This window comes from Runella sp. (assembly GCF_965279615.1).
GTDB lineage: Bacteria > Bacteroidota > Bacteroidia > Cytophagales > Spirosomataceae > Runella.
The window spans coordinates 3,632,306-3,648,041 of the sequence record NZ_OZ257252.1 but is presented as its reverse complement, the minus strand read 5'-3'; the positions used below and the strand labels follow the sequence as shown (position 1 = coordinate 3,648,041).

General features: G+C 45.0%; 14 protein-coding genes. 12 read left to right on the top strand and 2 right to left on the bottom strand.

The features are described 5' to 3' along the window. The first annotated feature begins 6 nt into the window (after positions 1-6). The 9 genes from ACQY73_RS15420 to ACQY73_RS15380 all read left to right on the top strand — a co-directional run bounded on the left by ACQY73_RS15420 (position 7) and on the right by ACQY73_RS15380 (position 11,749). Positions 7-1,056, top strand: a complete 1,050-nt coding sequence (locus tag ACQY73_RS15420) for an AMP-binding protein (protein ID WP_428667625.1) — start codon at positions 7-9, stop codon at positions 1,054-1,056. A gap of 45 nt (positions 1,057-1,101) precedes the next feature. Then, complete coding sequence (locus ACQY73_RS15415; RefSeq protein WP_428667623.1) at positions 1,102-1,869, top strand: hypothetical protein; 768 nt, start codon at positions 1,102-1,104, stop codon at positions 1,867-1,869. Between the two features lie 34 nt (positions 1,870-1,903). Beyond that, on the top strand, positions 1,904-3,286 hold the full coding sequence (locus ACQY73_RS15410) for an ATP-binding protein (protein WP_428667620.1): 1,383 nt from the start codon (positions 1,904-1,906) through the stop codon (positions 3,284-3,286). Positions 3,287-3,324: 38 nt separating this feature from the next. Then, the gene (locus ACQY73_RS15405; RefSeq protein ID WP_428667618.1) at positions 3,325-3,870 is read left to right on the top strand and encodes a PH domain-containing protein; all 546 of its coding nucleotides are present in this window, start codon (positions 3,325-3,327) and stop codon (positions 3,868-3,870) included. Between the two features lie 81 nt (positions 3,871-3,951). Further along, the gene (locus tag ACQY73_RS15400; protein WP_428667616.1) at positions 3,952-4,881 is read left to right on the top strand and encodes a hydroxypyruvate isomerase family protein; all 930 of its coding nucleotides are present in this window, start codon (positions 3,952-3,954) and stop codon (positions 4,879-4,881) included. A gap of 103 nt (positions 4,882-4,984) precedes the next feature. Beyond that, positions 4,985-5,740 carry a class I SAM-dependent methyltransferase gene (locus tag ACQY73_RS15395; RefSeq protein ID WP_428667614.1) on the top strand — a complete coding sequence of 252 codons (756 nt, stop codon included), beginning with the start codon at positions 4,985-4,987 and terminating at the stop codon, positions 5,738-5,740. A 66-nt stretch (positions 5,741-5,806) separates the two neighbouring features. Beyond that, entirely contained in the window at positions 5,807-6,760 is a 954-nt protein-coding gene (locus ACQY73_RS15390; RefSeq protein ID WP_428667612.1) for a hypothetical protein, read from the top strand. Positions 6,761-6,911: 151 nt separating this feature from the next. Further along, positions 6,912-10,139 (top strand): DUF1553 domain-containing protein, encoded by a 3,228-nt coding sequence (locus ACQY73_RS15385; protein WP_428667610.1) that lies wholly within the window; start codon positions 6,912-6,914, stop codon positions 10,137-10,139. Positions 10,140-10,234: 95 nt separating this feature from the next. After that, positions 10,235-11,749: a DUF1501 domain-containing protein gene (locus ACQY73_RS15380; RefSeq protein ID WP_428667608.1), complete on the top strand. Its 1,515-nt coding sequence runs from the start codon at positions 10,235-10,237 to the stop codon at positions 11,747-11,749. Positions 11,750-11,817: 68 nt separating this feature from the next. On the opposite strand, the gene ACQY73_RS15375 is transcribed toward ACQY73_RS15380, so the two are convergent. Continuing rightward, positions 11,818-11,955 (bottom strand): hypothetical protein, encoded by a 138-nt coding sequence (locus ACQY73_RS15375; RefSeq protein ID WP_428667606.1) that lies wholly within the window; start codon positions 11,953-11,955, stop codon positions 11,818-11,820. Between the two features lie 2 nt (positions 11,956-11,957). Further along, entirely contained in the window at positions 11,958-12,401 is a 444-nt protein-coding gene (locus ACQY73_RS15370; RefSeq protein WP_428667604.1) for a DUF6934 family protein, read from the bottom strand. A 182-nt stretch (positions 12,402-12,583) separates the two neighbouring features. Between ACQY73_RS15370 and ACQY73_RS15365 the strand changes: the two genes are divergently transcribed. From ACQY73_RS15365 to ACQY73_RS15355, 3 genes are all read left to right on the top strand, one after another. Continuing rightward, positions 12,584-13,495: a sugar phosphate isomerase/epimerase family protein gene (locus ACQY73_RS15365; protein WP_428667602.1), complete on the top strand. Its 912-nt coding sequence runs from the start codon at positions 12,584-12,586 to the stop codon at positions 13,493-13,495. A gap of 112 nt (positions 13,496-13,607) precedes the next feature. Next, positions 13,608-14,885: an acetylxylan esterase gene (locus ACQY73_RS15360; RefSeq protein WP_428667600.1), complete on the top strand. Its 1,278-nt coding sequence runs from the start codon at positions 13,608-13,610 to the stop codon at positions 14,883-14,885. A 17-nt stretch (positions 14,886-14,902) separates the two neighbouring features. After that, complete coding sequence (locus ACQY73_RS15355; RefSeq protein ID WP_428667598.1) at positions 14,903-15,733, top strand: alpha/beta hydrolase; 831 nt, start codon at positions 14,903-14,905, stop codon at positions 15,731-15,733. Positions 15,734-15,736 lie beyond the last annotated feature (3 nt).

The following is a 15,736-nucleotide window of genomic DNA, read 5'->3' as shown; positions in this document are numbered from 1 at the left end:
CGAACGATGTATTACGAGATCAATCCCAAAACGATTCTTCAAACTCCCGCACCTGATGATCCGTATTTTCGGCAGGCGTGGGAGTTTTGCTGTGAATGGGCTAAGGGACAAACGGCGTTTATACTTCATACGTCCGGCTCAACGGGGCAGCCCAAACCCATCACTCTCACGCGAACTCAGATGCAGGCAAGCGCCCGCATGACACACCGGGCGCTTGAGTTGAAAGAAGAGAATACGGCGCTTGTGTGCTTAAACACAGCTTATATTGCCGGCACCATGATGCTTGTGCGCGGCATGGAGATCGGTATGATTATGTACGTGGTACCGCCTGCGGCTCAACCTTTTGCAGTGTTGCCTGAAGCTCTGAAAATTGATTTTGCGGCTTTTGTTCCGTTGCAACTGCAAACCATTCTGGAACAGACGACGTCGCAACTTGAGACTTTGAAAGTGATTTTGGTAGGAGGAGCGCCGGTTACGGGCAGTTTGTTAACTCAAATTCGGCAATTAAATGTGCCGGTATTCAGTACCTACGGAATGACAGAAACAGTGTCGCACGTAGCTTTGCAGCGACTTAACGGCACAGCGACCATTAATGGATCGTATGAATTGCTGGCCGGCATAAAGACCGAAACGGACGAGCGCGGTTGTCTGCGAATCTGCGGAGCCGTAACCAATAACGAATGGATACAAACCAATGACGTGGTTGAATTTACGGACGAGCGCCGTTTTCAGATCATAGGCCGTGCCGATAATATCATCAACAGCGGCGGGGTGAAAATTCAACTGGAAAAAGTAGAAAGAGCGTTTGGGCAGGTATGGAAAGGCTCGGAGCGGTATTTTGCATGGTGGATGCCCGACGAGCGCCTGGGTCAACGATTGATTCTGGTATTGGAAACGTCGGAATCAGTTGAGAATGAGCCACTGAAAAAAGGCTTGGCTTCTTTGTTAAATCCTTATGAAATACCCAAACAAGTGATCTCAATAGAAAAATTTAGCGAAACTCCCACGGGAAAAGTAGATAAACGGGCTACCTTTGCAAGGTCTCAATCGTCGTAAAGGCTTGAAATAGCGACGATTCTTCATTCAATTAATCCCTGAAAAATGTCATTGTTTCGTCAGCTGACCATTCATTTTGAAACTTCGGCCCAATTGCCGCCACCGTATTCCTATCAGTATGCATTAACACTTTCTCCTGCTGCGGAACTTTTGCACGTCGATTTGAAATTATCGTACACGCACCGCGATGAATTGGATCCGGATGAAATTGAAGCAGAGGGATTTACGGACAATGATGATTATCAATGGAAAGGCGACTTGGACAAAGTATGGCGCGCTGAACTGGAAAAATTATTGACCAAAACCCGTCTTTCAGGCGGCATAATGTTGGATGACGATCAGGATTTTTTGACGTTGGATTGGCAAACCGAGCGCCTGTCAAAAGGACAACCGGAAAACCTGACCGATTGGCATTATTTTGCGCAGGAACTGTTACAGGCCATTTACGAAACTTCCGGAAAAGAGCGCGCTTTTGAATTGCATATTTTGGACGTGACCGCGCAGGGAACGGTAGAATCGACCGTAACGGCATCCTTTCGTACGCGCAGTGCGCAGATAAAACGGGTAGTCGACGGCGGTAAATCATCGCTGCGGTTTTATCCCTGGCACGAGTTACCGCATTTGATGGAAGTACTTTATGCTCCCAATTGGCTCTCTGATGCTGCTTCGGCGCAAAAACCCAAACGTAACGGTCTGTATTTCAACCCCGGTGATGAATTGTGGTATGAATATAATAAGCAGATTGTAGAGCCGGGCAAGGGGGCTTCTACATTGCCTAAATTGAAAAATCTGGTTGGCAAGCTCTTAAGCTAGGTAGTTGATGACTTTCTTTCAGTAGGCTGTTTTCATGAAGATCAGGACCAAAATAGCGCTCCAATTTACGGCCATTATCGCGTTGATTTTGGCGACTTTCTCGGCTTCATTTTACTACATTGCCCAACAAAACCGCAAAGATGAATTCATCACGCGGCTGCGCGACCGTGCCCTGACGGATGCTAATTTGCTCATAAAAGTAGGTCCTATCAATACAAAACTGCTTAAACTCATTGATCAAGAGACACTTTCGAAACTGTATGCCGAAAAAGTGTTGATGTTTAATGCCGACAATAAAGTTCTTTATGCCAGTTACAACGCCGATAGCCTGGAGATATACTACTTCTATAATCTTGAATTGTTGAAACGCGTACGCGAAAAAAAATACGTTGAGACCACCAAAGACAGTCTTGACGTAGTGGGCGTAATGTATACCGACGAAGAAAAAGGAGAGTTTGTGGTGATGGCGTCGGCGCAGGATTATATGGGTAAAATACAACTCGAAAAACTGCGCGAATCGTTGGTGTACAGCTTCCTGTTTGGTGTTCTGATCACCATTGTGCTGGGATTTATTTTTGCGGGACAATCGCTCAAGCCCATTGCGGGAATGAACAAAGAGATCAGCACCATCACGGCGTATAATCTCCGAAAACCGCTCAACGAAGGGAATCGGCAGGATGAGATCGCACAATTGGCCATTAATTTTAATCAAATGCTCGAACGACTGGAAGAGTCGTTTGATCTTCAACGAAGTTTTGTGTCCAACGCTTCGCATGAATTGCGTACACCTTTGGCGGGCTTAAAGTCCGAAATCCAAGTGTCGTTGGAAGAAGAACGCACCCCCGACGAATACCGAAAAGTGTTGCGCTCGGTACTCAACGATACGCAACGCCTTATTCAACTTACCAACGGCCTTCTTCAATTGGCGCAGTCGGAAAAGAAAGAACGCGGCATCAGTTTTCAGGAAGTGCGGTTGGACGAATTGATCTTTGAAACGCAGGAAGAACTCCAAAATCTTCATAACGACTACCAAATCAACATTGATTTTGATGGTATTCCTGATCTGGAGCAGGATATTACGGTATTGGGCAATGCTCCCTTATTGAAGACGGTCTTTAGTAACTTGATTGATAATGCCTGCAAATATTCGTCCGATAAACGAGCCGAGGTTCGCATCGGCTTTAACGATAAAAGCTGTACTATTCGAGTAATAGACAAAGGGATCGGTATTCCTGAAGACGAGAAACAGCGTATTTTCGAACCGCTTTACCGCGCCAAAAACGCCACTTCCTTTCGTGGATACGGGATCGGTTTGTCAGTATGCCGACGGATTGTGGATATGCATCGGGGCTCAATTCGAGTACAGAGTGAATTGAACAAAGGAAGCACCTTTGAAGTAGTATTGCCGCATGTTTAGCCTTATTAGCTGAATTTACTAAACCCAATCATAACTTTATGGAGACTACGGATCAATCGTTGTTCAAAGCTAAATTCAATGAGCTTGTCAAACCCTACATGATGCTCTATGTTGGTTCTATCTTTCTCGCTACCGTCATCGGGATCGTGTTTTTACCTTTTTGGTTTTTGGGTGTAGGCCAATGGTGGAGCCGCCATTATTACGATAAGCTGGAATGTGAACTCACCGAACGAGCCATTCGTTTTAAAAAAGGGATTTTGGTGCAGGTCGAAAAAACAATTCCCTTAGAGAATATTCAGGACGTAACCTTTGTGGAAGGGCCGCTGTTGAAGTATTTCCATTTGTGTATTCTTAAATTTGAAACCGCCGGTCAGAGCGCCGGCCAAGCACATGATATGCAACTTATTGGCATTATCAATGCGCATGAATTGCGTAATCTGATCTTATCGCAACGCGAAAAACGGATGATGGCCAAAAACACGACACCTGCTAATCCTGTTTTCGACAATGCAGTGGTGCTTCAGGATATAAAAGAATTGTTGTCGGATATAAAAGGAATTTTGCAAAGTCAGCGTGTTCAGTGATTTGTTTCGGTTAGAAAAACGCACTTTCCCGCTTTTGCCATCAAATCGTTTATTCACTCAAACTTCCCAAACGACATAACTATGTTTCGTCGCGACTTTGTAAAATCTGCCCTTACCGCTACGGGAGCCACCTTGGTCGGTGGAACTGCCGCAGCTTCCAATAATGCCAATCCGATGGCAAAAAACAATTTTAAATTGGCGTACGCGCCTCACTTCGGCATGTTTCAAAACAGTGCCGGCAAAGACCCTATCGACCAACTTAAATTCATGGCCGATATGGGTTTCACAGCTTTGGAAGACAACGGCATGATGTCAAAACCACTGGAACTGCAATCCAAGATCGGGGAAACATTGGCGAAGTTGGGCATGACAATGGGAGTTTTTGTGGTAGATAAAGGCGGAAACTCTCAAAATACAATGGCTGCCGGAAAGCAAGCGAATGTGGATATTTTTCTGGATGGTTGTAAACGTGCGGTAGAAACTGCCAAACGTTGCAATGCCAAATGGATGACCGTTGTTCCCGGCGATTTTGAACGCAATCTGCCCATTGGTATCCAAACCGGCCACGTAATCGACGCCCTGCGTCGCGGTGCTGAAATTTTGGAGCCGCACGGATTGGTAATGGTGTTGGAACCACTCAGTGACAGCCCCAATCTATTCCTGCAAACCTCTGATCAAACGTATGAAATCTGTCGCGGTGTGAATAGCCCGGCGTGTAAGATTCTGTTCGATATTTATCACATGCAGAAAACCGAAGGGCATATCATCCCACACATTGACTGGTGTTGGAATGAGATCGCTTACTTCCAAATTGGCGATAATCCGGGCCGTAAAGAGCCAACAACGGGTGAGATCAATTATAAGAACGTGTTCAAACATATTTATACCAAAATGAAGGCCAATAACCAAAACTTCATTTTCGGGATGGAACACGGCAATTCTAAGCCCGGCAAGGAAGGCGAAGAAGCATTGATCAAAGCCTACATAGAGTCAGACAGCTTTACGGTTTGATTTATTAACTTTGCAGTCTAAACGTTGGTGAAATGAAACGTCGGCGAGGTTTTGAACCTCGCCGACGTTATTCAAAGCCTCGCCGACGTTACTTTTACACTGCATGAAATCACTTCTCAAAAATATCGTCGGTACTTCAGGTCGCAAAAAACTTCGAGCGGTTCAGGCTTCGGCAAGAGCCACCCTTTACGGATTGGGTAAGGATGTCGAATGCCCGATTTGTGGCAGTACTTACAGTCAATTTTTGCCTTTCAATCGCCCCAATGCTTTATGTTACACCTGCAAGTCGCTCGAGCGGCATCGTTTGGTGTATTTATACCTGAAAAATAAAACCGACTTTTTTGAAGGGTCGAAAAAAGTGCTGCATTTCGCGCCCGAAAAATGCCTGCATGACGTCATTCGAAAATATCCCCAAATCGACTACCAAACCGCCGATCTGATGACAACCTACATCGACGCCATCGGCGTAATGCCTGACCATGTGATGTCGGTGACGGACATAAAGTTTCCTGACAATACCTTCGACGTAGTTATCTGCAACCACGTTTTTGAACTCGTTCCCGACGATGGAATGGGAATGCGCGAGATTCACCGCGTGCTCAAACCCAACGGCTACGCCGTCATTCAGGGAGCAGTCAATAACAACCTTCCCAAAACCATTGAAACCAAAGACCTTGCGCCCGAAGAGCGTAAACGCATTGCCGGTGCGCACCAACACGTACGTCGCTACGGTCGCGATTACCGCAATCGCCTCGCTGCCGCCGGGTTTCGCGTGGAAGTAAGCTCCTATGTAAAAGAATTGGACTGGAAACGCTATGGACTAATGGCGGATGAAGAAGTGTATGTTTGTTGGAAGTGAGTGAAATCGCCCCGATTTCTTCCACTATGAATGCAACCTTTTCTTTGGATAACGCATCTTAGTCGCATGCGACGATATTTAATTTTATGTTTCTTATTTACAGCGGTTTCCGGGAAAATTTTTGGACAACGTGTTTCCATTCAAACCGCTGATGTGCAAAACTTTTGGATCGCTTTTGACAGCATTAAAGCAGAAGCAGATGTGAATAAACATGAAGCGATCATTCAACGGCTGTATTTTGATAAAGCGACGGTCGGTTTGGCCGAATTTACCAAACGCCGCGATTGGAAGCCTGCTAAGTTTGTAGAAAGCATCAACCGATATGACAATTTTTGGAGAACGGTGCGCCCTAAGACCTTGAACGTTACGAATGAGATCCCTCAAATCAAACGACTCTTCAAACGCTATAAAAAACTGTACAAGGCATTCGTGCCTCCGGAAATATACTTTGTAATAGGCTATTGCGAAACCGGCGGAACAACAACACAAACGCAGATACTGATCGGAACGGAGATAGCGTCGGCCGATAGTACAGTTAACGGAGAAGGACTTCATCCTCTGGTACAAAATTTTATGCTGACCAATAAAGGCGCCTTTTCTATCGTTGCCCACGAACTTACACATACTCAGCACAAAGGCGGCGACATGGAAACCAAGCGTAAATCCAATCTCTTGGGGCTTTGCCTGGCTGAGGGAAGCTGTGATTTTATGGCCGAACTGCTCGTTAAGGAAAGTATCGACAGACCCTATATGGTGTACGGACGGAAACATGAAAAAGAGTTGTGGGAAAAATTCAAACTTGATATGCACGGCAAAAACACCATCAACTGGCTATACAATGGTGCCTACAAGAAAAAAGGAGATGCTGATTTGGGATATTTTATTGGTTATTCTATCTGTAAATCGTATTACCAACGGGCTATGGACAAAAAAGAAGCGATTAGGAAAATTGTTTCACTTGATTTTGAGGATACCGACAAGCTCAATGCATTCTTGGAAATGTCGTCTTACAATCCATAAAGTTATTTCTTGGCCTACAGAAGGGCGGCGACTTTTGGAATAGCTGTTGGTGAATTGTTTTGGGAAATAGATTCGCTCATAAACAGTTAATTTTATTCATTGATTGACTTTGTAATGAGAGTGTTTGTTTCTGACGTTAATTCCCGACTTTATGCCGCGTCCTCACTATTTCATTTGCCTGATCGCGTGTTTGACGATGTTGGCTTGCTCGCCCGAGCTTCCAGGCGATGTGGCGGCGGCGTATAAAGAATTACCCAACGAGCTTGATTACAACCTTCACGTCAAACCCATTTTGGCCGACAAATGCTTTGCCTGTCATGGGCCGGATAAAGCCAAACAAAAAGCAGGATTACGATTGGATATTGCCGATTTTGCCTTTGCCGATCTGCCTGAAAATCCTGACAAAGTAGCCATTGACCCGGGCGATCTGAACGACAGCGAAGTATTTCATCGGATTCTTTCCGCTGACCCCGAGTACATGATGCCCACCCCCAACTCCCATTTGAGTCTTACGGCGCAGGAGAAAGCTGTTTTGATAAAATGGATCGAAGATGGCGCTGAATACAAGCCACATTGGGCCTTTGTTGCTCCTGAAAAATCGGACGTGCCCGATGTAAAAAATGGAGAATGGACCATCAATCCGATTGACCATTTTATTCTTGAAAAACTGGAGCAGGAAAAATTACAGCCCGCTAAAATGGCGGATAAAGAAACGCTGTTGCGCCGCCTTTCGCTCGACCTGACGGGCTTGCCGCCGACGTTGCCTGAAATCGACGCATTTTTGAAAGACTCTTCGCCCAATGCCTATGAAAAACAGGTAGATCGTTTGCTGAATTCACCGCATTATGGTGAGAAAATGGCCGTCGATTGGTTGGATCTGGCACGCTTTGCGGATTCCCACGGCTATACCGTTGACCGGCTGCGTGATATGTCGCCGTATCGTGATTGGGTGATTGGTGCGTTCAATAAAAATATGCCATATGACCAATTTGTCCATTGGCAGTTGGCGGGAGATTTGATGCCCGGCCGCAACGGCGGACCTCCTACCAAAGATATGCTCATTGCGACGGCGTTTAACCGAAACCACCAGCAAAATATGGAAGGCGGCATCATTGAGGAAGAGTTTCAGACTGAGTATGTTGTAGACCGTACCAACACTTTTGGGGATGCATTTTTGGGGCTTTCGGTGGGTTGCGCCAAATGTCACGACCATAAATACGACCCGATTTCACAGAAGAATTACTACGAATTATTCAGCTTTTTCAACAACGTGAAAGAAGCCGGGCAAATTTCGTGGGACGATGCCATGCCTTCGCCTACGCTGCTGTTGCCTACGGCTGAACAGGAAAAAGTGCTGCAATTTATCAATGCACAGATCAAAAAGCAGGAAACAGTTATAGCCCAAACAAAAACAAATTCAGCCGGTAACTTTGACAAATGGCTTGCCTCAAACGCTCATCAAAAATTGGCCGGCCAAACGATTCCTCAAACGGGATTAATAGCTCATTTTGGATTTGAAAATGATTTAAAAAATAGCCGAAGTCCTAAACAATCAGGTCGAATGCTGCGCGAAACGGGTGAAGAGGCAGCGTCTTTTACGGAGCGGGGTAATGGCAAAGCATTAACGCTCAACGGCGATGTATGGTTAGACCTGGATTGTGTTGGAGCTTATCGAAAAACACAGCCTTTTACTGTGGGAATTTGGGTAAATATCCCTAAAAATTTGAAAGAAGGGGTTATTATTCACAAAAGCCAAGCGGAGCGTTTATACAATTTCAGAGGTTGGCATTTGAACCTGAAAGACAATAAACTTGAACTTAATATGGCGCACGTTGCGCCCTCAGATGCCATTGCGCGCGTATCTACTCAATCTGTTCCGCGCGAAAAATGGATTCAACTCACTATTACGTACGACGGCTCGTCGCAAGCTCAAGGCTTTCGATTGTACCTCGACGGAAACGAGATGAACATGGAAACGACCATGAATCAGCTGAAAAAAGACATTTTGTTTCGATCAAAGGAGCAATCAGGCATTCAAGTGGGCGCTTGGTGGCGCGGATGGGGTTTTACTGGTGGAAAAGTAGATGATATTATATTTTATGATCGCGTATTAACACCTTTTGAATTGAGAATACTGGCGCAAAAAGCCGGTTGGAATGCGCTTTCTGCTAAGAATAAAGCACAATTGTCGGCCTCTGAATTGGCTGATTTGAAGGAATACTACCTTTCTGCCATTGAGCCAACAATGATTATGGTGCGTCGGCAATTGCAGCAATTACGGACTTCACTAGCGGATTCGACCGAAAAGATAAAAGAGCTGATGGTGATGCAGGAAATGCCCAAACGTAAAAAGGCACACATCCTTTTGCGCGGCAATTACGATGCGTTTGGCGAAGAGGTTTTTCCTAATACGCCCGAAACCATTTTAGCCTTCCCCAAAGATTTACCAAAAAACCGATACGGATTAGCGCAGTGGTTGACCCATGAAGATAATCCGCTAACAGCGCGCGTGACGGTGAATCGTTTATGGCAAAATTTCTTTGGAACCGGTCTGGTCAAAACAACAGAAGACTTTGGAAATCAGGGAGAATTGCCGAGTCATTTAACTTTGTTGGATTATTTGGCAGTTACGTTCAGAGAATCAAATTGGGATGTAAAGCAGTTGAATAAACAGATCGTAATGTCAGCTACTTATCGCCAAGCTTCTCAAACCACCAAAGAAGCCCGCGAAAAAGACCCCGAAAATCGTTGGCTGTCGCATGGGCCTTCTTATCGACTTACGGCCGAAATGATTCGTGATAATGCACTCATGGCGAGTGGATTATTGAACAAAAAAGTAGGAGGCGCAAGTGTTAAACCGTATCAGCCGGAAGACCTGTGGAAAATCAACAGTGCCAATTACGTGCGTGATTCGGGCGATGCGGTTTACCGCAGGAGTTTATATATCTTAGCCAAACGAGCGGTTCCAAATCCAACGCTTTCGACGTTTGATGCTACTTCGCGGAGTTTTTGCGTGGTGCGCCGTCAAAAGACCAACACACCGTTACAGGCATTGGTAACACTTAATGATCCAACATTTGTGGAAGCCTCCAAAGTGATGGGCGAGCAAATGGCCAAAATTCCCGATAGCAAGCAGGCAATTATTACCATCTATCGAAAACTAACGGGACGACGACCCTCAGAAAAGGAAGTGGCATTGTTGACTAAGCTGCTACAAACGCAGCAAAAGAAATTCAAAGAAAATCCGCTGAAAACCGGTGGTTGGCTAACTGCCGGTCAATATGCAATAAATGCAGATTTAGATGCCTCGCTTGTTGCGGCTAATGCCGTGGTAGCGAGTACGATATTGAATTCAGATGCGAGTTTAACGAAGAGATAAACAACCCCACCCTAACCCTCCCCTGTGAGGGAGGGGATTTTATAGGGTTCCCTCCCTCACAGGGGAGGGTTAGGGTGGGGTTAAACAATACCATCATGTCACATCACCACGAAGATGAATTCAGACTGAATACGCCTGATTTTCAGGAGTTGAACAAACGGCTCGACCGACGGCATTTTTTGACCAAAACCTCTTTGGGATTGGGTGCATTGGCGGTGGGGTCGCTTTTCGGGGCGAAGCATCTTTTCGGTGCATCGCCAAAAGTAGCGGAAGAAAGTTCAGCCAACTTTGAAGAAGAGATTTTGAAGGCATTGCCGCACATTGCCCCAAAGGCCAAACGTGTGGTGTATCTCTTTATGGCGGGCGGTCCCTCGCAGTTTGAAACGTTTGATTACAAACCTAAACTCTACGAAATGGCGGGGCAGAATCTTCCCGATTCGGTCAGAAAAGGCCAACGACTGACGGGAATGAGCGCCAATCAAAGTGCGTTGCCGGTGGTTCCTTCGATCTATAAATTCAATCAACACGGAAAAAACCAAACGTGGGTAAGCGAACTTTTGCCGTATACTGCGCAGGTAATTGATGAATTGTGTTTGGTGAAGTCAATTCATTCCGAGGCAATTAACCACGATCCGGCCATTACGTTTTTTCAGACAGGCAATCAACTTCCGGGCCGACCTTCGATTGGGTCGTGGGTGAGTTATGGTTTGGGGTCAGATAACCAAAATTTACCGACGTTCATTGTATTGGTTTCTAAAAATGCTCCCAGAGACCAACCGCTTTACGCACGTTTGTGGGGAAACGGTTTTTTGCCTTCCAAGCATCAGGGAGTACAGTTCAGATCGGGCAAAGATCCTGTGTTGTTTCTGAATAACCCTGAGGGTTATGAAGGGAATGACCGTAAAGAAATGTTGGATTATCTCACGAAACTCAACCAACTTCAAAACGAAGCCTACGGCGATCCGGAAGTAGATGCACGCATTGCGCAATACGAAATGGCGTATCGGATGCAGACATCAGTGCCGGAAGTAATGGATCTATCGGGTGAATCGGACGAGGTTTTTCAGCTGTATGGCCCCGATAGCCGCGATTCCGGAACGTATGCGGCCAACTGTATTTTAGCGCGAAAACTGCTCGAAAAAGACGTAAAATTCGTGCAGTTGTATCACCAAGGTTGGGACCAACACGGCGGTTTGCCCAAAGCCATTGCCAATCAATGCAAGCAGGTAGATCAGGCTACGGCTGCACTAATTATTGATCTCAAACGTCGCGGAATGTTGGACGATACGCTGGTGATCTGGGGCGGCGAATTTGGACGAACAGTTTACTCTCAAGGTAAACTAGCGGCTGACAATTACGGCCGCGATCACCACCCGCGTTGCTTCACGATGTGGATGGCGGGTGCAGGTGTAAAGGCCGGCATAAGTTATGGAGAAACTGACGATTTTAGCTACAATATCATTAAAGACCCCGTTCACGTTCATGACTTTCACGCGACGTTGATGCACTTAATGGGTGTTGACCACGAGCGACTTGTCTATAAATTTCAAGGAAGAAGATTTCGCCTGACGGATGTGCATGGGAAATTGGTGAAGGGGATTTTGGGGTAATCTGTTTTTGCTGACAAAAAAACATCCGGTGCATAGATGCTATAGAAATATATGCTAAAATATGACCTTTAGGCTATTTTTTCGGGCCATTTTACATTTTTCAAATAAGCGCGTGCTTCATCGTTCTTAGCCTTTAAAGCCGCATCTAACGTATCGTATTTTTTTACTTCTTTGGCTTTTTTAATTGGTTTGATCCCTTTTTCCATAGTTATACTTTTTTTGCTATTAAAAATGCTTCATATTCTTTGCCCGGCTCAAAAACCTGTGGCTGGCTATGCATGAAACCAAAAATACTATATTCTCGTTTAAAATCCTCGTGAAACTTCGCAATTACCATGCGATAAAGCCTTGTTCGAGAGGACGTACTTCCTTTGAAGAATACTTTTGCACCTTCAAATTCTGTAAAAAATATACCTAATGTCTGGACTACGGTAGACAGTACCTTTTCCATGTCTTGATTATTACTTACCATTAAGTCGCTTAACTGTCCATTTTCATCTTTATCAACCAACGATAAATTGAAGATATTCTCAACATCGTCAATAAGTTCGTAGGCAATTACTTTATGAATTAGTTTACTTTCACTAACACTGTCAAATTCAAAAAGTAATTCACGTTTAATTTTCCTAAAAGGATAACTTGGTTTGTCCATGCACCAAAAGTAGGTTCTTTGATCAATACAAACAAAACTACATAGAGGCAAGGTTGTCGTCCGTAAACTCAATAAATTTGTGGGTTTTACTCAATGTTTAAAAATAAGGTCATTCAACCCTTTTGTGTAGTAAAAAAAGGGGGCTAACTTGCTTCTGGTTTTAAAATACCCCCTTACATCCAATGAATCCAATCGAAAAAACGAATTCAAGAAGAAACTTTCTGAAAATAACTGCCGGAACGTTGGCAGGAATTGCCACTTCAAGCAGCTTGGCCGAAGCGGCTTTTTTTAGTGAAACCCAAAAAGCATTCTCATTGCCTTTGGGCGTTTGTACTTCTTACGACAAAGCCCCTTTGCTAAAGAGTTTGGGGTATTCGTTTGTGGAGGAGAATGTCGGCAGGTTTTTGATTCCTGACAATGGTGGTGATGAGCAATACAAAAAAAACGCAGAAGCCCTTCAAAAAGAACAGTTTCCGGTTCGTTCTTATGTCAGTTTCTTTCCCGGTACATTGAAATCGGTGGGAAATGATACACATCATGATGCGATTCTTCAACGTGCTGATCTGGCTCTGAAACGCGCCAAAGAATGCGGTTCGGCCAATATTGTGTTTGGAAGTGGTGGTTCACGGTTCATTCCCGAAGGATTTGACCGCGAAAAAGCCAAGCAACAGCACATCGAATTGAGTAAAAAAATGGCGCTTTTGGCCGAAAAACACGGTGTAACGTTAGCCATTGAACCGCTCAATAAAAGCGAAACCAATTTTATCAATAGCTTGGCCGAAGGTGTCGAGATCATTGAGGCGGTCAATCACCCACGCTTTCGCTTGTTGTGTGATATTTACCACATGATGAAAGACAATGAAGGACCCGAGCAAATTATAAAATACGGCAAATACATCACGCATTGCCACATTGCCGAAAAACAAAATCGCACCGCGCCGGGCGCAGTTGGAGATGATTTTAAAGAATATTTCAAAGCGTTGAAAAAGATAAAATACACCGGCGGCCTTTCCATTGAATGCCGTTGGAAAGATTTTGACAACGAAGCCAAAAAGAGCATTGAAGTATTAAAGCAGCAGATGTCAGAAGTATAAATAGTCTGCTATTTCCAAAGCCCGAACCTCATTTACCTCTACATTGTATGACCCCATCCGGGGTCAAATGTTAATAAAAATCACAGAATTACCTACAAACATTTGACCCCGGATGGGGTCATACTTCGTTTTCAATTTGAAAAATTACGCTACCTTTTATTTCGTTGTCTTTTTAATAAATGCCGGGCTTCTTCATGCCCAAACGGCATTGCCGGACCCGTTGGCAATGAACAATTGGCAAAGGATAAAAACGTCAAAGCAATGGCACATACAACGACGAAAGGAGCTGTTGGAATTGTTTGCCAATGAAATGTACGGGCATTCGCCCAAGCGACCTTCACAAATGCGCTTTGAGGTGTTTGATGAAGATAAAAATGCGTTGAACGGCAAAGCTACGCGCCGGCAAGTCGCAGTATACTTCAATGGGAAGGCTGACGGTCCGCGCATGGATTTGTTGATGTACATTCCTAACAAGGTCAAAGGCCCCGTTCCCGCTATTGTAGGATTGAATTTTTGGGGAAACCACGCGGTCAATACTGATCCAAAGATTCGTATTACCCAAAGTTGGATGGAGTCAGGGAAAGGAAATCCTTATGTCAATCTTTCGTGTGTTGTTAATAATCAAGCTACTGAAGCCTGTCGCGGCGTCAATGCCAAACAATGGCCGATTGATTCCATTTTGGATCGCGGATATGCGCTTGTTACGGCTTATCGCGAAGATATTGCATCTGATGACCCTAAAACAGGACTGCAAAAAGGTGTACATTCGCTGTATCCGGAGCTCCAAACTCGTGACGATAATTTCGGAACCATTGCGGCTTGGGCGTGGGCATTGAGCCGTGCGATGGATTATTTAGTGACGGATAAAGCCATTGATTCCAAAAAAGTGGCCGTTTTTGGTTGGTCGCGTTTGGGAAAAGCCGCATTGTGGGCAGGAGCGACCGATGAGCGTTTTGCGATGGTTATCAGCAATGAATCGGGGGCGGGTGGTGCCAAATTGTTTCATCGTGGTGTGGGCGAAAATATCCGTCGATTGTGTACCGTTTTTCCGCACTGGTATTGTGCCAATTTCAAAAAGTACATGGATAAAGACACGATTCTTCCTTTTGACCAGCACCAAGTGATTGCACTCGTGGCACCGCGTCCCGTTTATATTGCAAGTGCAGTAGATGATAAAGGTGCTGACCCGGCAGGTGAGTTTGCCGCTGCCAAAGCTGTAGGGTCTGTGTATCGCTTTTTAGGAAAAGAAGGACTGCCGGCTGATACATTACCCGCCTTGAATACATCGGTTCAAGGGCAGATTGGATATCATATTCGTTCGGGTGGGCACGATGTGACCTTGTATGATTGGCAACAATACCTGAACTTTGCAGATAAACATTTTAGATAGATTATCTCTGAATCCTCATGACCTTTTTACGAAAAATTTTGATTGCCGTTTTAGCCTGTTTGGGAAGCCAAACAGCTTGGGCGGAGAAAGTGGATACGGTAGAAACGTACAGTGTTGCGATGAAAAAAAGCATCAAAGCTGTGGTTATTACGCCCGATTCGTACGATGGAAGTAAAGAATTTCCGGTAGTATATTTGTTGCACGGCTACAGCGGCAATTATAGTAATTGGATAAAATCAGCGCCTTCCATGCGCGACGCCGCAGATACGTATCAAACCATCATAGTATGTCCCGACGGCGCTTTTTCGAGCTGGTATTGGGATAGCCCCGTTGACCCGACAATGCGCTACGAAACCTATGTTTCCAATGAATTGGTAGCTTGGGTGGACAGTAAATACAAAACCATCAAAAGCCGTGCAGGAAGAGGCATTACAGGGTTGAGTATGGGTGGCCACGGAGCATTGTATTTAGCGTTTAAACACCAGGATGTATTCGGAACAGCCGGAAGTATGAGCGGCGGCGTGGATATTCGTCCGTTTCCTAATAATTGGGAAATGGCTAAACGTTTGGGCAAATATGCCGAAGCCCCCGAAAATTGGGAGAAAAATACGGTTATTAATATGCTGCATTTGTTGACGCCCAACTCATTGGCGCTGATCATTGACTGCGGTAGCGAAGACTTTTTCTATCGGGTCAACAACAATCTTCACGAAAAGCTGCTCGAACGCAACATTCCGCACGATTATATCTCCCGCCCCGGCGGGCACAACTGGTCTTATTGGAACAACGCTGTCAGTTATCAATTGCTGTTTATGAAGCAGTATTTTGACAACCGGAAAAGTAAATAATTC